The sequence below is a fragment of the Desulfosporosinus sp. genome, assembly GCF_014237355.1.
Taxonomy (GTDB): Bacteria; Bacillota; Desulfitobacteriia; order Desulfitobacteriales; family Desulfitobacteriaceae; genus Desulfosporosinus.
Genome location: NZ_JABZFS010000050.1, coordinates 127,392 through 148,325, shown reverse-complemented (window position 1 = coordinate 148,325; position 20,934 = coordinate 127,392). Strand labels below are relative to the sequence as shown.

The following is a 20,934-nucleotide window of genomic DNA, read 5'->3' as shown; positions in this document are numbered from 1 at the left end:
AACTCTCAGTAATAAAAGCTTTATTCCTTCTTTGCTAACTGGCAGCAATAAAAACCCATCCGCTTCCCATTCAAAAGCTTCCACCGCAAATTCCCCATGACTGCTCATGAGAATCACTTTGGGAAACAGGTTTAGTGGTAAAGCTTCCCTGAAAATCAAGCATTTCATAGCCATCCAATAGTTCTTTTAAATTAATACCGTTTTGCTTCTTCGGGTCGGCAATAATATATTTCATGAAGGTTTTTCCCTTCTATCTGAGGTCATTTCCCTATTACTCTTTACGTATAAGAAAAGAGAGCCAATTACTGCAAATAGGATTGCTAAAACAAAATATACCGTTGCCATGGAAATAGAAATGGTATAGTCATATGTAGTTATATGTTCTGGAACCGTTGTCCTAATGACCAACGTTTTAAAATATCCCATCCCATAAAATAATAAGGTAAAAAAATAACAAATAGCAGTTACCTTTTGCACATTATCCCCCCATATGCAAAGACCATATTTATGCTTTCCGACGATTTTAGAGACCATGGCCACTTGTTGTCCCATCTAATTAATTCTCCTAAATATTACTAATTCTCGCAATATAATATATTTACGAGTTATTTTCCCTAGAATATGATTTCATTCTCCATCATAAAACACGAACCCTGAATGAACCCTAAATGAAAAGTGCCCTATAAGACGAACCGTCCTATAGGGCACAAAGCGCAAAGCCTTATGGGGTAAGGGTTTGCGCTCTTTTGTATAAATATGTAAAATATTACCGAAAATATTTTTATATTTTCTGCTTCTCACTTTCTATCACATTTCTGCACATTTCATTAAGTTCAGCCGCTTTAGGATAGGCCCAGGCATACCCATTCTCTTCCAAATATCCGTTTTGCTTCAACCGCTCCAGAACTCGAAGATCTTCTTTTCTTCTCAACTGATTGCTCATAACCAGTTCCTCCAGTTGATAGAGATCACAATCAACCTGGTCGGTTACAACGCTATAATTCCCACGGCCGTTTTGCAGGATCTGCGAAAGGCCTGCTTCCGCCAATCTTTTGCGCAGCAAATAAGTGGTGGCATGAAAATTTGTCTGAGCTTTTTCGGAGTCATAGTCTGGCCAAACTGCATCCGCTATCTTTTCCCAGTTTACCGGCACACCTCCTTTATGGACTAAAAAAGCCAATACTTCCTTAGCTTTAGAATTTTTCCAGGTCAGCACTTCTCCATTAAAGAACACTTCGAAGCCGCCGAAGCATTGAATAAATGGTTTATTAGATTGCCTAACCGTTCTTTTGGTTTGTAATAATCGCCTGACTGTTTTCCCTAGTCTTTCTTCAGTCAAGGGCTTCAGAATATAATCCATAGCTTGTCGCTCAAAAGCCTCCACCGCATATTGATTAAAGGCGGTGACAAATACAATATCAATAGTTTCGTTCAGGTCTAAGATCTGCTCAGATAACTGAAGCCCATTAACCCCTGGCATTTCAATATCCAGAAATACAGCATCCAGAGACTCTTTTGCTAAATAATCCAGAAGCTGTTCTCCTGTTTCAAACAAACCACATAACTCCAATTCCTTACTTTCCTCAATCATTCTTTGGAATCTTTCCAGCACATGCATCTCATCATCGACCGCCGCTATCCTGATCATTGCTCTTTTCTCCTTTCCGGTATCAATAGTCTCACGCAGGTGCCATGTCCCACTTCGCTGCTGATCTCCAAACCTCTGTCATACAATCGAAGCAGTCGGTGGTGGATATTAAGAAGGCCTACGCTTTGGCCTTTACCCTCTTCCGTTAAAAGATTGACCAATTTTTCACGAGGGATACCCACACCATCATCTTCAATCTCAATATTGATCCCTTCGTCGATCTGATTCATTTTTACGCTTACTGTGCCGCCCCCTGTTTTTTTGGAAATACCATGACGTACTGCATTTTCCACTAAGGGTTGAAGGATCAGAACAGGGATTTGATCGTTGAGCGAGATTTCAATTTCTTTTTGCAGGCTAATTTTTTGCCCAAAGCGTGCTTGCTCAATGTTGAAATACGTATCTATAAATTCTAGTTCTTTTTCGATGGTGTCCATTTTATCTAGGTGATTAAATTCTAAACTTTTTCTTAAATACAGGGCTAAATCGATAATGAGTTTGCCTGCCTTTTTTCCATCCATTTCGCAGACATTGGCAATGGCACTCAAGGCATTGTATAGAAAATGCGGCTTAATCTGCGCTTGTAAAAAGGACATTTCTGTCGCCATTATTTTGTCCTTGAGTCGGTCTGCCTCTATTAAATTCTGGTTATACAAAATAAGTTTTTGTTGGGTACTGGCCTGTTGTCTGGCTTGAATAAAAGACATCGCCATAACAACGGCAAAATTCCCATATAAAAACATATATGAGAGGTTAATGCTGCCCATCCCCTTATAGCGAACTAGATCTGCTAGGATTGTAAAATTAAACACACTAATAACCATAAACAGCAATAGAGCATTGTCTCTTCTCCTGTGTACTGCTTGTATTAGTACACATAAAATATAAATCATTTGGAGCAGCATGAGTATGGTAAAGTAACTGTTGAAAGAAGCCCTAAATCCAGCCGGTGCCAGCAATAGTACCCCAAAAAACAGATTTGGCAGCAAGATCAAAGTAAGACTCTTTTTATGATAATCCAAAGGATACAAGCTGATAACAAATAAGATTATTAGCGGCAACAAACTATAAATTGTAATATATTCAATGAATATCCCATCTTGGATGCGCAACTTGGGAAATAAGACCATTAGAGGTGTTTCGCCCCACACTGAAGCGCGCAAGGCAGTGGTTAAACAAAGAATGCTAAAAAGCAGAGTCGTCTTATTCTTCCTCTGCAAAAGAAAGAGTAGAAAATAATAAAGACCAAACCCAAAGACACTGCCGATAACGATTAACTGGGTTGCAAAGAGAACCATCTTTTGCTGGACTAAAACCTGCTTTGAACCAAATACCAAACTATCCCGAAGTCCGCCCCTAATATAATTCAGGTTAGCTACCTGAATTATCAACTCAAGTTTACTCGAGCTATTTGGCAAATCTACAATCAGCTGCTTATAATCTGCTTCGAAGTGGGAAAGTTTGTCTGATACCTTTCCCACTTCTGTTATAAGCTGTCCATCGGCATAGAGCTTATAAGCTGCGGAAACTGTTTTTATGCTGAGTGCAGGATCCTTAAGAGAATCTGGGTAGGTTAGAATTAAGCGATAGGTGGCAACCCCATGATTGGGATATGGCTTAATTCCGGCTTCTTTATCATTCCAACTGCCTGGGACTTTGAGAAAAGAATCTATCTTAGGAACATGCTCCGTCATAAAATCTTCCGATGTCAACAGGCGATCCCAATAGAATTCCCACTGTCCATTCAAATCAATAGTTTCGTTGTGTATAAAATCAACCCTCGATAAATCAACCTTACCGTTAGCAACGAGTCCCGAAACTGGAGAATACATCTTACTCAGGGCAAAAAGCATCAAAGAAATAATAAAGAGGATGATTATTATTCTCCAATTTGAAATGATTTTTCCCCATATTCTTCTTTGATCCACTGTTATCATTCTCCCTTTTTCCTCATTAAACCTTCTATTGTCTTAAGACCAAGTTCTATTAACTCTTTTTGAGTGTAACATAATTGTAAGTCTTTTTCTGTACAATTAGGTGCAACCGACACAATTACGGGAGGGCTTCATTCGCAAGGCCACTGAAAAACCTATGGTTTTTCAGTGGCCTTGATGATCTCAGAGGGCTTTTTTTCTTCCTCTTCATGGCTTCGGTTCATGAGGTAGTGGCACACGCTGTGGGTCCGATGCTCACTCATGTCTTTTCTGAAATCCGAATACTTGCAGTACCAACACTCACGCATGGGTGCAAGGCTCTCTCCTCCTGTACATTCCCAGTGAGGGCAGGTATCGTCTTCTCTCACCACGGGATAAGTGTCGGCCGTCATGTAGTTGTTCTTTGGCCGCATATTTCCGCTATCCAACTGCAACCACTCCTTCTCTAGTCATTCGAATCTATCTTCCGATAATACCAATCCTCTAACGTTTACTACAAAAAGAATCGCCTGGTAACGCATCTGCATTCACTATCCCAATAGTTATAGTCCCAAAAATTCCCTTTAACCATAACATAAAAGTATTTGAAATAAATTTATATCTGCATGAAATGTATGTTTTTTGTTTTGAAATGCACAAAAGATTGGTGGAAAAAGGATATTATGAAATGTAAGAAAGCCAAAGCCCCACAGGTGAGCCTTGTTAAGACTCTGCCCGTGGGGCTTTGGCTGATAATTTACCTTTCCTATTTCCCGAGCAACTGTTCAAGTTGCTGCTCAATGGCTTTACTGATGACGGCCTCTCCTCCGAAAATACTCGCTCCAGTCATTTTTTTGGTCTTAAGATAATTCAATATAGTTTCTGAGAGCTTGACATCGGCTAAAATAATCGGAGCATTGAAGTTTGCTGCATAAGCACTACCTGCAAGAGCATCCGGGAAGTTTTCGCCAGTTGCCACACTAATTGTTTGCCCGGCTAACTTAAAGTAGTTTGCTACGGCAAACGAGGTCTCATAGCGATCCACTCCACTGAGTCTTACAATAGCTCTTTTTCCTAGGGGTGTCAGCTCAGACACTTGATCCTCAACGGCTCTGCCTACAACCGCTTGCCCCCCTATGATATAGACCCTGATCGGCTTTAGTTCCGCGATTTTTTGCTTGACTCCATCGCTTATTCCATCTTTTCCCACCAATAGTATGGGATACTGCATGGCCGCTGCCGCGCTGCTTATGGATAAGGCGTCTGGATAGTTTTCCCCATAGGCCAGTACGATGGGGGTGCCTGTCAAAAGATCTAATTCATCGGCAATTTTCAGGGCTGTTTCATATTGGTCGAATCCACCTAATCTCTTGATCTGAGAAAATCCACTAGTTACTATTTTCTCTTCCACAGCAGCACTGACCGCTGCCCTACCCCCTAAAATATAGACAGTTCCTTTAGGATCCATGTTGTCTTTCATATAAGTAATGACTTTAGTTTGATCCTCTTCACTGCGTCCAACCAGTAGGATGGGTGCATTCAGCTTATAGCCTAGGACGCTTCCTGCCAGTGCATCGGGGAAGTTATCGGCGGTTGCCAAGATCACATTGGAAACCTTTCCGGTATAGCTTGCTTTGGCAATTTCCAGAGCGGTATCCACTTTTGTTAAGCCAGCAAGTCTGGTTACACCGACCCTGGGTTGATTCATTTTAAAGTCTAATTTTACAATGTCTTGTTCTACTGGTATGGTCGGACTCCTGAATTGATCATACCCATCCTTTGTTGCCACAATATAGTAGTCTGAAGTGGGGAAGACCATGAATCCATAGGCTCCTCCTAGATCACTGATTTGTGGATTTTTATTATCGTTTGGCTCGAACCCTTCAATAATAGGCAGTTCTACTAATGAATCCGGAATTTTTCCAGCAGTTTTGTTTCGCTCAGTATCGGCATAATACAAGGTTACATCAGCACCGGTTATAACCGCTCCAGTAGCAGAATCCGTTATGATCCCATAAGGGTCGATTAAGGTAGTGGTTAATTTGACATTTCCATTGCTGTCCATATTAATGTCCATGGTTCCCATAGTAATCCTTTGTCCGTTGCCCAAATCATAGAAGATAATAAAATGATTATCTGTTCCTTTAGCCAAGTTCTGTACTTGGATGGTTCCATCGGCAGAAATTGTGGCTGGAGAACCTGTTGCCGTTGTGATAGCCACTTTGGAGAAATCACTTAATGGGCTTGTTGTTCTGTCGGGCTGTTTTAGGATTAATACTTGCACAGCATTCATGGAAACTGTAACATTGCCCTCCCTATCCGTCGTTACGGTAACTGCGACATTGGAAACCTGAGCGCCTGTTTTACCGTCAATGACACTGCCTGTAACAATCGTGGATGTTGGGGTTGTCGGATTTGTCGGTCTCGGGATGTGTGAACCCCCTCCGCCTGACGATCCACCAGGATTACTCGAGCCAGTGGAGGTCTGGGCAGTATTTCCTGCCATATCTGTTGCCACAATAGTGATAGCGCCGACGCTATTTGCTGTAATGTTAGCAGTATAGGTATCTGTATCCCCTTGTTTTTGCATGGGGTAAGTTGTACCGCCACTTGTCATCACCACGCTGTAAATGCCGCTTAAAGCATCGGTCACCTCAGCAGATACAGTCAGTGTATCTCCTGCCAGAGCTGCTGACGTTTTGCCTGCCCCAAACGCAGGGGCCGTTCTGTCCACTTTTACGGTCAAACTGTTGGCTGTCAAATTGTAATCATTGGCATCTTGAAGTTTGGCACTGATGAAATGGGTGCCCTCAGCTGTGATATTTGTTACATCAATAGGGCTACTTGTATAGGTTTTGCTCGTCCAATCGCCATTATTTACTTTGTATTCCATTTTTGTTGGAGTGAAGTTAGTTAGGCCAGTGGCTGTCAATGTGACAGGTACTGAGCTGCTATTCCACCACCCTCTTGGGCCAGGCTCTGAAGCAGAGAGTGTCACACTTCCGTTGGCAGGAGCTGCATTGTCAACCGTCAGAGAGTAAGTTTTCGGCAGTGCTCCTGCACCGTCCGGCTCAACCGTCACCTCAAAGGTATTGCTGCCGCTTGCCAGTGGCAGAGTATAGGCGACAGCACCTGTTGCCTCAGCGAGCACAGTGTTGCCGGCATCCATAAGCACCACTTTAGCCTTTGGATTTGCGGAAATCGCGGTTAGGTTGGTGGATTTTAAACCATTGGCGCTTAGGTTATCATAGGTTGTAGTATCCTTGTCAAAGTTAACTCCCACACCAGTAGCACCCAAAACCAGCAGGTCTGCGTTCATGGAATCCGCTGTAGCGTTAAAATAATAGGCTTCCACATCCGCACCCAAGGTGTCAAACACAAAGGTTTTACTGATGACTGCCTCGCTGTCTAAAACAACAAGACCCTCCGCCGTATTTGACAGATACTGGGTTACAATAATATTTCCGCCCTCGTCAAGCAGGTTTACTGCAACGTTACCGTTTGTTACCTCTTGCATGGCAAGATTTTGAAGTGTTAGAACAGCTGTGGTTTTTGTCTCAGAATTTGACTGTTTAACGTCAACCTTTATGGGATTTCCGCCGTTACGCTTGACCAGATTGTCACAAAACAGGGTGCTGAAATTGTTTTCACCAACAAACTCCGGCAGCTCTTTGTCCGAGCTGTCGACGATCCAAGCCTTGGCATACAGGGTGACACCGTTAGCCGGGATTTCGTCTTTTCCTTGACCTGCCAGATAGGACTTGAGATCAAAGCTTAAATTGGCGGTATAGGCGCCGTTGTCAATCAGTGATAATTCGTCTGGATCGGAAATGGTCACCATCGGAGCCACCTCGGTCCCTGAGGTATAGGCTGAATTATCGTAGATTGCCAGTTTTACTTGTTTGCCGCTGTTCTTGAGCTTATAGTCACTGCTGTTGTAAAGACTCACGGCAAACTGACGCTGACCATCCTGCTCTTTAACCGTATCAATCTTAGTAAAGCCCACATCGGCCACTGCCAAAGGCAATGTCCCATCACCGGTCAGAATGAGCGGCGAATCACCAAAGCTTGCTGTACCGCTGTAGGATAAATCGGCTATGTTGACAGGCACACTGTAATTGACAATCAAGGTTTTACTTGTGCCGGGTAAAACTGTCAGCTGATCAAAGGTTTTACTTTCTGTGCCGTCGCCATCCCTATAGTCTAGGGTGACGCTGGTCATCACCTCTTTGCCTTGATTTTGCACTGTAAAGGCGATGGGCAAGCTAAAACCTGACTTAATTCCAGTATAGTCAAACTCTGCCGCTGTTATCTGGGCTTTATTCTGATAGGCTTGGGTTGCCGTGAACATCTTGCTTTCTGTCTTGGGCACCTGAATTTCAACGGTATTTCCATCCTCGTCGGTATCCGTTTCCGTGTCAAATGCTCCATCTTTCGCTTCAGTCCCTAAAATGATCACCTTGACTTCGTCGTTGGTAGCATTTGAAACATAGGCATCGAAGCTGTCGATGACGGTTTTCTCCGGCATCTCTGCAACGTCGACGGCTGCTGAGGTCAAAGCGAGGTTTGTTCCGTCTACTGATTCCTGCATAAATTTGATGGCCTTTAAAGAGTCACTTCCCTGAGAATTAGGTTCAACCCATAAAATAGAAATGTTTTTGAAGTCATTATTCGTTTGACTGGTGTTAACAAACTTAAAGTTGCTGCCAATCGTGTTACCGCTGGACACTGCCTTCAAGCTGTCCACAAAATCTTCTTTAGGACTGCCGTCCTCGCTAAAGGTCGCCAGGCGAATATCGGAGTTTTCTCCCTCCATTTTGTACCAGCCAAGCATGAATCGTTCCTCATCTCCGATTTTAGCAACGGTTAGCTGAGGATTTTCATCAGGTGTATCATCGTTAGTCAAACGAACATTCTTGACGATAGCACCGCCCTCATCAAGCACTCCATACACAATTTCGTAGCTATTAGCATCTCTTTCTTCACTTGGATCAATAATGTAAGTAACAGCTGAAGTTCCCTCAGACATCATCGCTGCTTCTAAGCCTACGACACTCCCTGACACACCGTTGTAAAGTGACTTGGTTTCACTCCAGTTACTTCCGTCATAAATACGGTAAACCAGGGTGTCTTTGCCGCTAAAATCCGTCGGATTGGCAGCATCGCCGGCATAGACACTCCGCCAGACAGCAACCGCCTGGCTGCCGTTTGTGGCAACCACGGGAGCCATGTCGGGTGTGCTATTGTTGGTCAGTCTTTCCGTCGTCCATGAACCAGCCTTATAAATACTGGTAAAAATCTCTGTATTGTTTGTCATCATGGCTATTTCGGCGGTGCTGAGTTCTTGATCGCCATTTTTCTCCAGCTTATCTGCTAACCTCACCCAGGCAGATATAGCCAGACTACCATTACCGGCAAAGGACAACTGGGAATCGCCAAAGCTTTCGGCTGTGGGGTTGATCTTGCCTTGGTCAATATAGCTACCGCCTTGCTTAAGTGCATAGTTTGCCGTGGTATCCCAAACATTTGAACTATTGTTATCGGATAAATACACAAACATCGAGCCATCACTGGCTATCAGTGGATTGGCATAAGGATAGGCATTTGTCTGGAGAGTGTTGGGGGCAAGATTCTCGGTATCCAGTGACAAGGCTCGCATCATTCCACTGGGTGATCCCCAAACACGAGTATACTCCTTAAGATACTCCCGGCTCTCCAGCTCAGGTGCCTTAGTGATTACCACCAAATCCTGTCCTGTTGCTGCGGCATATAAACGTGTCGCCAGACTCATATTATCCGCCGTCAGCATATCTCCGGTAGTCTCTTTCCAATAGGCCTCAATTTTGTCCCAGTTGCGATAGGTCCATTCTTTTTCGAAGCTGGCTGAGGCTAAGGTTTTCTTATAGGAAATCAACAGTAATTTAGCCACAAACTTAATTCCGATCATCCCCTGCAGGTTAAGCCTGGATCCGGATAAGGCCTTTTCTGTTTGGTTATGACCTGCGGGCAGATCGGCTATAGCCGGATCTAGATAGTTTCGGTTGAGGAACTTATTTTCATTTTCCAGGGTTAATTGACCAAACACGCCAATTTTCAGCGCCACAATCGTTGCATCAAAGCCCAAACCGCCAAAGGCATAAATATAGGCCTTAATTCTGAGATTGGTCAAATAATCTGTGGCATTTTCTTTGTCAGCTTGCCATGAGTAGTCAATCCCTCCAAAGGAAACAGGTTCATAGAGCATATGGGCATCAAACTCCAGACGCACGGCAGCACCCAGGGCAAGTTCAAAGGTAGCAGGAACAACGCCGCCAATTAGGACATTTTTTGTGGTTGAGTAATTAAAACCAATGCCCGCTTTGATCCCGCCGCCAATGGGACGTATTTCCCATTTTGCCGTTTCAAAATTATAACGAACTTGGCAGCTGAAGTAGCCGCCTATTTGGTAGTTGACCGAACTATCCTGGGCATCTTCCTGTAAACTCTCAATATCATCCTTCAGATTGCTGGCCAATTCACGGGCCTTAGCATAGCCGGATTTGACAGCGCTCTCTACCTCGTCATCATCCAGCATCAGCGAAAACTCGTCCTCTTCCGGGCCCATATCCATGACATCGTCTCCTGCGTTGAGCTGCAAGAGTCCGTTAAAGACGGTAGGATCTGAGGTGGGTGCCAACATTAAGGAAAAGTTGTCGTTGCCAAACTTGATGTTGCTGGCATAGTCAAGGGCACTTTGGGTAAACTTGTCCTTGGCATCAAAGGAAGAGCCGGCTTTAATGCTTTTTTGGAGCTCCTCTTGAAACTTTTGATTGACATCCGGGCTTTGGGAGAGGTTTTCCACGTTCAGCATATTGCGAATCGAATAGGGTTCTAAAGTGGAATTATACAGGGTTCCGTCTTCGTTGAAGAGCTTGACGGTAAGTTTCCCCCTACCCTTTTCATCCACCCAAATATTACTTTGATCAATGACCACTTGGTGCTCAGTTACCAGCATGGTGGCAAAGGGGTATTGGAAGGTTTTGAAATTCTGTCCGGCAAGGACGGAACCTTTTTCATTGATCAGGGAGATGGAGACCTGTTTGTTCTCCAGGGGTTCTCCCCACCAAAGTGCTTGAGTATCAATTCTGACCTTCGGTGTCTGGGCATTCAGTCCCAGGTTTCCTGTGGCATTTTTTATATTGTCAAGACGTCCGCTTTTCTTGTAGCGGTCTAAATACTGGGCAGCGAAAAAGGGTTTATCCTTATCCTCGGCAGCAATTGCAACGAGATTTACAACGCTCTCACCAAAGCGCAGTACATCGGCACCGGATAGGTTGCCAGAAAACTTACTAATTTGGGGCTGATAATCATCGTTGCCGAAGTGAAATTCGAAGACATAGTCAATTTGATCGCTGGCCTTTACGCTGGAAGCGCTGTTTTCCCCTCCCGCAGCTGACCAAAAGCGCGTAATATCAAAGACTTGTCGATAAGCACCGTTGTCCGGGTTGATGGAAATGGTTCTTTTCCAAGCGTCAGCCCGATCGGAAATTTCACTGGTTTCGCAGTAATTTCCGTTTTTATAGACGCCGCCACGAAGGGTAACCGTCCCTATGTAGGGTGTACCATCGGGGTTTTTAAAGTTCAAGTCCAGCTGGGCGGCTTTCCGGAGCACAAAGTTATTAATAGGATAAAGTTGGCCCTTGGAGCCGTCATTTTCACCCGATAACAGGTTGTTATGATAGATCGTTCCCAGATAGATACTATCACCTACGGTACTTTTGAGCTTTACATCGCTTTTAATACCCTTCGGTTCATAAATGGCAACAGCACCTTGATCATCGCTGGATATGGTTTTCTCTGTACCGTCTCCGTTGGTATAACTGAATTCAGTTAAAGCCAAGGGCATCGCTTGGAAGAGGTATAGTTTGTCCTTCAAGGTCTTGACTGTGACTCCTAAGGTGTCGGTCATTCTGGACAACTTATGGGTGGCATCAATGGTGGTTGTGCCATCCTTTAAACCGGCCAGGATAAAGTTGGTCGTCGGCATGTAGGATAGAGAATCGTAATCCTCAATGTTCTTGTAGGCGCCACCTTGTGAATAATTGATGCTGCCAACTTTGGAGTCACTGGATTTCCATTCAATTTGGTCGCTGACAGAACCATAGGAATAGTCACCATAGTTAATACTCAGCTGATTGGTCAAAGAGATGTTTCTTTCTAAGGCGACTATTTCCGCACTGGTCATCGCCGAAATGCGGTCGGAATTATCCAGGGTAATGGTTGAGGTCGGGTCTTGTTTATCCACCCAAATTTTCATGGCCTCAGCGTCATAGACATTGAGGACAAAGGAGTCATAGCTGTAAGCCTCGTCCCCTGTGTTTTTGATTTTGGCAGTGACTGTATACACGTCCTTTAATTTGCCGGTAACATCCGCCAAATTAAGGGTATAGCTGCCACTGGGTTCTTGGCTTTCGGTCACTGAAGCCCCATTTTTGGTCACTTCAAACTCGAAATCATACCCGCTGGCGGTGTTTACATCCATGGACTGCCAGTTTAAAGTGAGTTGATTGGCCGTATCTAAGATATAGTAACTGGCAGGGCGGTCAATTATAACCTTAGCCGGAGGGGAGGTAACGATAATGTTCCCCACTGCTGCCACCGTTTCGCCGGAAACGTTGGGATTATCCGTGCTTATTTTCACGGTATAGGCAGGTTCGGCGCCAACGGAAAGCTGGGTCAGTTGCTCCCCGGGAATAGTAAAGGAACTGGCATTTACCTCGCTGGCTGCCGTATAGGTGGGTGTTTTACCCTCCAAATCAGCGATACTTGGGTAGCTGCCCTTATAAAGCTCCACTATAAACGTTGTGTCTTTGGAGGGCTCAGCCTGTTGGTTCATGTAGATTACATTGGTGCTCCACATCACCTGCGCCGGCACACCCTTTTTGGTAGTGATAAACTTGCTCACGGCAAGGGCGGGCTTATCAAGGGATGCTTGGACTGTAAATTCGGCTGATTGAATACTTACATCCTTTGTCCCATCGTTTGTGCCATTCATGGCAACCAAGTTAAACGTAACCTTACCAACACCCACCGGCGTAATCTCGCCTGTGCTGGCGTTTATGGTTGCAATCTTTTCATCGGAGGAAACCCATTTGAAATCATCGGCGCTTTTATAGGTGGCTTCTCCGCTATACGTATACGTTAGCCGGACTGTTTCAGAATCCCCTAAATTCAGCACCTTGTCTTTTCCTGAGGGATAAGACGCCGGATAGTTAATCGTCATGTCCTTTGCGTCGACTAAGGTCAGAGCACCGATACTGAAATTGGCACTGTATCCGTTCTCAAAAATCGGGCGGAAAATTGGTTTTGATTCCTCATCCAATTCGCCGGTAGCCATGAAGAGCCGCATTTTGCAGACTGTATCGCTCGATGGCAAGTCAAATTCGGCAGTCAGTTTATCTGTTGCATCTGTAATATAGAGGGGTATTTTGGTTACTCCATTGTTATAGGAGGCAAAAAGTCGGTCAACCGTGAATTTTTGACCATCTTCTGGGTCCACAGTAGTATGGTTAATAAGCCACTCATTTTGCTTGGCCCCTACAGTAGAATGGTCGATGGTCTCATCTTCACTTTGGAACAGCCCAATTTCCAATTGACCCTTGGTCTCGTCTGGCAAATAAGCCCCGTTTAGATCAGTGTTATTTGCATGTTTTAGTGTCAAGCCCAGCAGACTGTCTAACTCGTTATAGACAAAGGTCGTTGGCAGGGGAGTAGTTTTACCTGTACCCCCATTGATTGGGAAATTATAGGCCGTACTTAGGTTGTCAGAGGTGTCCTTGACACCCGCGGAAATACTAACAGGCCAGAGGGTTATTGGGGTCTGGGGCGGTATATCAAATATGAAGGTAATTTTTGAACTTGTAACCCCTGTGTTCTCTTTTGTAACCGTATATACCTTATCGTTTGCATCTTTCAGGGTTAAGGTAAGCGCGCTGTTCTGCACAACTGGCTCGCTGAAGGTTACAACAATAGGAACCTGCTCACCAGCTTTAAAGGTTTCATTAGGTGAGCTAATAGCTTCAACTGTAGGCGCTTTGTAGTCTGTGAGATGCAAATGAAAATCGTGCATTGACGGCCCGGTAACACCACTGTTGGTCCAATTTGATGCTTCAAAACATACAGAAGCGGTGCCTGCGGGCAGGATATATCCGGAAATAGACCGAACCGTGGTATTATCACCGCCTTGGTACGAATCCGTAGCAGGAAGACCCAGCACTTTATTGTCTTTATCATAACCAATAATTTTAACATAAGTATCCATTTGTCGCCCAGCCCCTGCCCAAGAGAAGACACTAGCACTTGCCGTAAGGTTACCGTTTGCGACTAGGTTTCTAGCATCATCAGGTAGGCTAATGGTTTGTGATGCGATTAATGTTTCTTTGGGCGCAATTTTTAGCTCGCCATCATAATCGCCCTTCTGCCAATAACCGGTTGTATACCAACCCGACGTATTACTCTTTGGCCACGGGTTTGTTAACATATTAACAGCGTTAGGGCCGATAACATCTTGGTTAAATGGAAATGGAAGATGCACAATCGTTGGTTTGTAAGAGGTAAAAGCATAATCACCGCTCTTTGTTATTGGTACAAGCTGACTTGATTTCCCGTTGGAAAACAGACCCCCACGAAGGTCATTGAGGCGCACATAACATAGGGGAACTTCACCCTTCCAGAGTACATTTTCTACACTGGGTAAGTTAAGGGTAACCGATTCTGTTGGACTACTGGAAGTCAGGGTTATAGCTGCAGAGGTTGTCGTTATATCATTAGCATCCAGTATTCCAGACAAACATTCCTGAGAAAAAGTGACCTGGGCATCCGCTCCGCCCCCTGTCAAGGTGTAAGTTATGTCCACCGTGTTGTTTGCGGAGATAGCACCCAGACTATACTCCACTACTGCATCCGGATCAGTATCCTGGATTGCAGCGTTTTAGAGGCATCCTCTACAAGGCTTATCCCTTTTGTATTCAGCTGATTCTCAAGGTCTGCCAACATTTTCAGATGCTCATCCGTGACCGTTACCTGATTCTTGAGAAAATTGTCCTCAACAAATTTCAGGTACACTTCAAAGTTAATTAACTGAGAGATAAAAGCCAGCTTAACCACTTTGTCGTCGACTTTAACCTCCTTAGTTAGGTCAACGCCGGGAGCATTGACAATCTCCCCCATTTGGTCCAAAGTGTAAAGCTTGCCGTCCATCTCGATTTTGTAGGTAAGACGGTTGCCCTTTTCATCAACGATCCCCATGGAAACCATTGAGTCAAACATAGCTTCCGAGTTGTCGGGGCCGTATTGCTCCGCTAGAGCGGCAATAAGCTGCTCTCTTGCGTTAGGATTACTTTCCCCTAGGGCAAGTGAATTTACGGTAGTCTCAGAGTTGTCTGTTTCAGACACTGCCGGATCACTGGTCTCTAGATTGGAACTCCCCTGTTCCAAGGAATTTGAAGTGCTTACAGGCCCGTCTTTGTCAGACATTGCTGCGTCACTTAAGCTTAGATTAGATGCCTGAGCAAGTGAATTTAGTGGCAACATAGAAAGCAACATGACGCTTACCAAGAAAACAGACATTACCTTTTTGAAATTTCTCACTTTCTTCTGCTCCTCCCTCTAGTATTTTTTGTCTACATTCGTCCTGTTGAAACGAACTAATGAAGGGTCCCTGCGTTGCGAAAAGGGAACAATCTCACCATAGCATAAATTTTTTTAAAATAATTTGCCCCCTGCATGAAATGTATGTTTTTCGTCATGAAACGAAAAATTTCTTGGAACAAAAACTCCTTAACTTTTTAAAACGAATGAGAGAGTAGAATCAGCAACAGTAATTGCTAATTCTACTCTCTCATTCGTTTCTGTAAGAAGAGGATTTTCTGTTCAACAGTAAAGGAACACAGGCCGCTATATTTCTGCATTGTAGGATAGTGGGATGCAGATTTTGTCTTTTTTTGCATAAGTTCTGGTATAATGAATTAAATATGGATGTTACTCAAGTTATTGTATAAATTTGCTACTTTCCAGCACAGAAAGCTGAATATTTACAGATAAGTTGGCTTGCGGATGAATATGGAAGTAAATTGGAGGTAATACGCATGGCGATGGATTATATAAGGTCTCTTCTTAGCCTTATTTTCGCGATCAGTGTGATGTATATGCTCTTAGATTGCGAAATAAAACACAAGAAAAACCGCTATCTCCTAGGTCTTTATGCAACTGTCGTTCTAATTATTGATGGGCTTTTTTTGTTTAAATTCGGGTATGCATATTTCATGAAACTATATCCCCTTCTTGTCCAACTTCCCGTATTTTTAGCATTTGTGTCTATCTCCAAGTTCAAACCAATTAAGGTATTTTTTGTTCATTGGACAGTCGTCGCTATTACCTCGTCGTTCTCTTTGGTAGGACTTATTATTTCATATTTCCTCGGCTCAAGCAGAGAAACTGTGATTATTGTTTGTTATATTCTGTATCTACCGGTATGGTTCCTAATTTTCAAGTACATCCGCCCTCTATTTCTTTATATGATGCGCAACACTGATAATGGCTGGATAGGATTTTGCATAATCCCGATTTCATACTCTGTGCTAATTTACTCAGCTAGTACGTATAGCTTAAACAAGGTGATCTTAAGTAGTAATATTTTATGGAACTCCACGCTTGTGTTTATTTTGACTCTTTCAGCTTATTATCTGATTCTGCGATTTTTCAAGCAAACCCAAGAACGGCTCACCCTGCAAAACGAACAGAATTTATTAATGACGCAAGTCGCCGCAGCACATAATCATTTTAAAGCATTGGAAGAATCACAAGAAAAAACAATGCTGTATCGCCACGATATGCGACACCATTTGAATCTAATCAATTCCTATCTTATAGACAACAACAAGGAAGCGGCGCAAAAATATATTACAGAGGTCGAAAAAACCATTGATGGTGCTACGGTCGAAAGATATTGCAGCAATTATACGGTCAATTTGATACTATCTTCCTATATTGCGAAAGCAAAGAATGAACAAATTAATGTTGAAACTCAGATCAATCTCCCAGAGAATAACGCCGTATCCGATACGGATCTTTGCGTTATTTTTGCTAATGCCATTGAAAATGCCATAAACGCCTGCAAGGGGATTAACGACGCCAATGAAAGAACCTTGCAAATCGTATGCAATATCAAAAATAATAAGCTCTACATACAAATCACCAACAGCTTCGATGGCACGATCATCTTTGTTGACGACATGCCGGTAAGCACAGAGGAAAATCGTGGTCTTGGGACGAAAAGCATTGTAGCGGTAGTACAAAAATACGCCGGTGTGTATTCCTTCACATCCGAAGACAGAGTCTTTAAGGCAAGCATTATTTTGTAATGCCGCCGTCAAACGCTATAGCCTCTTGTGCAAAAAACAATCCAGTATCCTTTACTCTTTCCCAAACATCATCAAACCCTGAATCGGGATAAGGAATTTCGCTGCGATATGGACAGAGCTCAAGGGTAAAGGTCGGAATTTTTAGTGACCGGGTCCAATCCGCAATCCCAGCACCCCAATTACCTGAGGTATGTATTTTCCCTCCTTTTTCATATCCGGTGAGGCTTACAAGTCTATTTGTCATCGGTTCTAATAGATAATTAAAAGAACCGCAGTTTTTATCCGACCAAAAAATATATTCGCCTTGGGTATGATAGGACACGACAATCTTAAAGCTGTTATTTTTAACTAAATCCATGACAGCCATTACTTCAGGTTCGGTCATCGGTTGCGTTCCTTTATAGTTTTGTGAACTTGGAACCTTGGTATCGCTTGATTTTACATCCCAACCTACCGGAAAATTTCGATTGAGGTCTACGCCGTTGATATTCGCCTTCCAACTGGCGTAACCCAATTTCGGATAGAATAGGCGCATTTGCTTAACTTTCTGAGGATTATTTACCGCAGATAACCCGTTTTGCACTAAATTGACCCCGTCCGGATTGACCATGGGCACGATGTAGAGTGTTACATTGTCCAAAAGCGTTTTGACATTATAATTATCGAATGCTTCATCATACGTATAGGCATAGGCGTATTCATCAATCAATTTCATCAGGAAAGAGGTCGTCATATATTCCCTGGCATGCATACTGCCATTCAGAAAGACTTTCTTTTCTCCTTTGCCAAGTTTAAGGAGTAACAGCTCTCTATTCTCTACAGATTGGCCTATAGTTTCTAATTGTACAGCCTCAGGATAAAGTTCTTGAATTTTTGCCGCGTCCTTGCGCATTTGCTCATAGCTATATACTACATAAGGATTGACTACACTACTTTTCTGCCTCAATCCTCTTACTAATTCAGCCGATAAAGCCTGCGTCCCACCGAAGCAGGTGATAGTTGATACTGTTCGGAAATTGGAAAGTTCTTGAATCTGTGCATTAGGGTTGATCAATAATACCGGAGCTTTGGTTTGGGCGGCTAGCATGCCTCCCGTTATACCATCAGGGAATTGGAGACCGGATGCTAAATAAATATTGGAGGCATCCGGAGCAAAATAATTGGCGATCTGACGGGAGGTATCATATCTGTCTTTGCCGGCGAATCGTATGAATTCCGCTTCCGGTTGAATCAGCTTTAACTCCGCTTCCACTTCAGCAGATACTACCACTGTTCCCCCAGTAATATAGAATTGGGAAGGTTTAATCGAGCTTATATATTCTTTAATTGAATCAGGTAGTTGATTGTTCTCACTAAAAAGTATCGGCCAGCCATTGGCTGCAGCAATGCTGGAGATCGATAACGAATCAGGAAAATTTTCACTAGTAGCAATAACAACCGGTGTCCCTATCTGCACACTCAATTCTTTGGCAATCAAATGGTCTGTTTCAATCTTGTTTTCACCGCTGATTCTCGTAATGTTCGCACACCCGATATCCGCTAATTTACTCTCAAAATCTTTTCCTATCTGATCTCTGTCCCCAACAAGGTAGACCATGCCGGCAGTATTTAAGTGTTTGGCAATGAAATCAAAGGCTTCTTTCGTTTGATTGGCGCTGGGCCCTACTAAAAGAAATGCTGCTTTTTTTTGATACGCTAAAACTGCTGCCGGAATAGCATTCGCATAACTATTTCCAGGAACAAGGACAATATTTTCTACGGTATCGCTGCTATATTTTTCAGCAATCGCTTTGGCTGTTTCATACCTATCTGCACCCCAAATCCTTGTGACCTCCGGTGTTTGAGTTAAATTTATCGAGGGGGTGGCTGCAATCGTGCAGGTGTTAAATAGCATAAAACTTGTTACAGCAAGTACAGTAATGAATACCTTAAAACTATTTCTTTTCATCAATACTCCCCTCTCAATAGAATTCTCACAGGCATTGATCGCGTATTTATCAGGCTAAAACTGCTTTTCCTCAGAATCCACGTTAATTTATTTAGATTGAGGAGTGCCTTTTTTCCCCGATTGCTTTTTGTCGCGTTAACGCTCCCGTTTTCATCCGCTTTTTTGTTACTTCGATTTCTTTGTCGAAATATGCGGGGGTGTTACCCATATTGTTGCTACGCCTGACTTGTGGGGTATGCGATTCGATTTCTCTTATCCCTTTTTATTTTGCGAATGGCACCGAAACTCTTTGCCTAATATTCGTGTCTAATTCTGTAGATAAGTCATCAGTCGCACTTAATATTGCGTCTAAGTCAACACCGTGAGCGGACGATGGATCTTTGATCATAGAGTTAAATGTTTGACTGGTAGCATTAACGGCGTTTAATTCTTTTAATGTCAATTCATCTTTATCCCAACCATTTTTCATGGCTAAAGTTACAACCTCATTATAGACCTCTACAAGTTTTATATTTTTGCCCTCAAGCTCCTTTAACTTTCTAAGCTCCTCCATTACAGTTGCATCCTTGGAATCGGCAGGGTTTGTTGTTTCTTGGGAAGTTGCTGGCTTTTCTGGTGCTGGTGAAGTGGTTGTTTCTCCGCCGCACCCAGTAAGCATACCAGCTGTAATGATAAGGATAAGTAGCAGTGGAATAATTTTCTTCATTGTGTTTAACCCCAATATTTTTTATTCGTCATACAACTGACATGGCAATTATAAGCTAAAAAGCTTTCTACATTTCATCACCTGCATGAAATGTATCTTTTTCGTCATGAAATGAACAAACAGGTGACATGACATCACTCAAAGGTATAGGTCTCTCCTGAATTCAAGATATGCCGAAATACAAACGAAATGAAATTAGGAGTTCTTTATAAATATATAAAATATTACCAAAAATAAAATTAGTGTTTGATTAGCGCTTCACAAATATCAAATGTAATAATTTTAATGCTATAATTAAGTGTTATTTTTAAAGAAGGGCAATCTATGCTTGTGCCTTTGGCATAGCCGAAAGGAATAAGACTTATGCTGCGAATTTCCATTTGCGATGACAATAACACCGAATTATTACTAATTAAACAAATCGTAGAGACGTTTAAGGCTTCTCATATTTTTAAATATAATATTAAATGCGACACCTTTTCGAACGGCCTTGATTTGCTTCTGGCAACGGAAAATGGTACAAACTATGATATTTTAATTCTAGATGTTATGATGCCTTTGATGACTGGTATCGAGGTTGCAGCAGAGATTAGGAAAAAAAATAACATTTCTAAAATAGTTTTTTTAACCTCATCACATGAGTTTGCTGTGGATTCTTACAAGGTAGATGCTTTTTATTATCTTTTAAAGCCAATAAAAAAAGAAGGGCTTATTACCATTTTAGAAAAGGCTTGCGCTGATATTGTTGATAAAAGAGAAAAGGGGATCATTGTAAAATGTAAAACGTGTTTAACAAACGTTTTTTTACATAACATTGAATATATCGAAGTTTTAAGGCGAACCTTATTCTTCCACTTAACAAGCGGTGAGGTTTTGGAAAGCCTTGGTACTATGAGCCAGCTCGAAAACGACTTGCTTAGCGATAAACGGTTTATTAAGCCCCACCGCTCTTACATAGTGAATATGGACTATATTCACCGTATTTCAGAAAAAGGTATCATCACCTTTTCAAATAAGCCTGTTCCAATCTCAAGAGAGCTCTATAAGAGTATTAAACAGACGTATATTGATTTTTCGTTTGATGGATGTAATAACATATGATGAAATTGACATTCGTAACGTAATTGGAATGTATCCAGATCGGTGGAAATCAACCGACTATTGCACACACTATTAGCCAAGGTTTCGTATGAACACGGCTCCATCGAAAATATCCCCAATTAAGTATAGATAAAATAAGAGCCTCGTGGGATATAATAATACAAATCCCATAGGGCTCGTTTTTTTGTAATGAATTTTTTATAGAAAGGAGGTGTTGC

At 42.7% G+C, this 20,934-nt stretch carries 11 protein-coding genes; 2 read left to right on the top strand and 9 right to left on the bottom strand.

Annotation, left to right across the window (positions count from 1 at the left end; all coding sequences use genetic code 11):
* Nucleotides 1-70: 70 nt before the first annotated feature.
* The 7 genes from HGJ98_RS11290 to HGJ98_RS11260 form a co-directional block, all read right to left on the bottom strand.
* On the bottom strand, nt 71-235 hold the full coding sequence (locus tag HGJ98_RS11290; RefSeq protein WP_291351421.1) for a hypothetical protein: 165 nt from the start codon (nt 233-235) through the stop codon (nt 71-73).
* Complete coding sequence (locus HGJ98_RS11285) at nt 232-552, bottom strand: hypothetical protein (RefSeq protein ID WP_291351419.1); 321 nt, start codon at nt 550-552, stop codon at nt 232-234. The genes HGJ98_RS11290 and HGJ98_RS11285 overlap by 4 nt, the downstream gene beginning before the upstream one ends.
* 229 nt (nt 553-781) lie before the next feature.
* Nucleotides 782-1,648 carry a response regulator gene (locus HGJ98_RS11280; RefSeq protein ID WP_291351417.1) on the bottom strand — a complete coding sequence of 289 codons (867 nt, stop codon included), beginning with the start codon at nt 1,646-1,648 and terminating at the stop codon, nt 782-784.
* Nucleotides 1,645-3,585 carry a histidine kinase gene (locus HGJ98_RS11275; protein ID WP_291351414.1) on the bottom strand — a complete coding sequence of 647 codons (1,941 nt, stop codon included), beginning with the start codon at nt 3,583-3,585 and terminating at the stop codon, nt 1,645-1,647. The genes HGJ98_RS11280 and HGJ98_RS11275 overlap by 4 nt, the downstream gene beginning before the upstream one ends.
* A 152-nt stretch (nt 3,586-3,737) precedes the next feature.
* Nucleotides 3,738-4,010, bottom strand: coding sequence for a hypothetical protein (locus tag HGJ98_RS11270; RefSeq protein WP_291351412.1), 273 nt, complete (start codon nt 4,008-4,010; stop codon nt 3,738-3,740).
* 317 nt (nt 4,011-4,327) lie between these two features.
* Nucleotides 4,328-14,494 carry a cell wall-binding repeat-containing protein gene (locus HGJ98_RS11265; protein WP_291351410.1) on the bottom strand — a complete coding sequence of 3,389 codons (10,167 nt, stop codon included), beginning with the start codon at nt 14,492-14,494 and terminating at the stop codon, nt 4,328-4,330.
* Nucleotides 14,494-15,189, bottom strand: coding sequence for a hypothetical protein (locus tag HGJ98_RS11260; protein WP_291351408.1), 696 nt, complete (start codon nt 15,187-15,189; stop codon nt 14,494-14,496). Before HGJ98_RS11260 ends, HGJ98_RS11265 begins: the two co-directional genes overlap by 1 nt.
* A gap of 497 nt (nt 15,190-15,686) precedes the next feature.
* Between HGJ98_RS11260 and HGJ98_RS11255 the strand changes: the two genes are divergently transcribed.
* Nucleotides 15,687-16,961: an ATP-binding protein gene (locus HGJ98_RS11255; RefSeq protein WP_291351406.1), complete on the top strand. Its 1,275-nt coding sequence runs from the start codon at nt 15,687-15,689 to the stop codon at nt 16,959-16,961.
* On the opposite strand, the gene HGJ98_RS11250 is transcribed toward HGJ98_RS11255, so the two are convergent.
* Nucleotides 16,951-18,909, bottom strand: a complete 1,959-nt coding sequence (locus HGJ98_RS11250) for a cell wall-binding repeat-containing protein (protein ID WP_291351404.1) — start codon at nt 18,907-18,909, stop codon at nt 16,951-16,953. The genes HGJ98_RS11255 and HGJ98_RS11250 overlap by 11 nt on opposite strands.
* 262 nt (nt 18,910-19,171) lie before the next feature.
* Complete coding sequence (locus HGJ98_RS11245) at nt 19,172-19,615, bottom strand: hypothetical protein (RefSeq protein WP_291351402.1); 444 nt, start codon at nt 19,613-19,615, stop codon at nt 19,172-19,174.
* A 363-nt stretch (nt 19,616-19,978) separates the two neighbouring features.
* Here HGJ98_RS11245 and HGJ98_RS11240 point away from each other — a divergent pair, with 363 nt between their 5' ends.
* Entirely contained in the window at nt 19,979-20,716 is a 738-nt protein-coding gene (locus HGJ98_RS11240; protein ID WP_291351401.1) for a LytTR family DNA-binding domain-containing protein, read from the top strand.
* The last annotated feature ends 218 nt before the right edge of the window (nt 20,717-20,934 follow it).

Bases quoted from the DNA above. Each gene is read 5' to 3' on its own strand.
- HGJ98_RS11290 (WP_291351421.1), bottom strand. From the start codon at position 235: ATGAAATATATTATTGCCGACCCGAAGAAGCAAAACGGTATTAATTTA.
- HGJ98_RS11285 (WP_291351419.1), bottom strand. From the start codon at position 552: ATGGGACAACAAGTGGCCATGGTCTCTAAAATCGTCGGAAAGCATAAA.
- HGJ98_RS11280 (WP_291351417.1), bottom strand. From the start codon at position 1,648: ATGATCAGGATAGCGGCGGTCGATGATGAGATGCATGTGCTGGAAAGA.
- HGJ98_RS11275 (WP_291351414.1), bottom strand. From the start codon at position 3,585: ATGATAACAGTGGATCAAAGAAGAATATGGGGAAAAATCATTTCAAAT.
- HGJ98_RS11255 (WP_291351406.1), top strand. From the start codon at position 15,687: ATGGCGATGGATTATATAAGGTCTCTTCTTAGCCTTATTTTCGCGATC.
- HGJ98_RS11250 (WP_291351404.1), bottom strand. From the start codon at position 18,909: ATGAAAAGAAATAGTTTTAAGGTATTCATTACTGTACTTGCTGTAACA.
- HGJ98_RS11245 (WP_291351402.1), bottom strand. From the start codon at position 19,615: ATGAAGAAAATTATTCCACTGCTACTTATCCTTATCATTACAGCTGGT.
- HGJ98_RS11240 (WP_291351401.1), top strand. From the start codon at position 19,979: ATGCTGCGAATTTCCATTTGCGATGACAATAACACCGAATTATTACTA.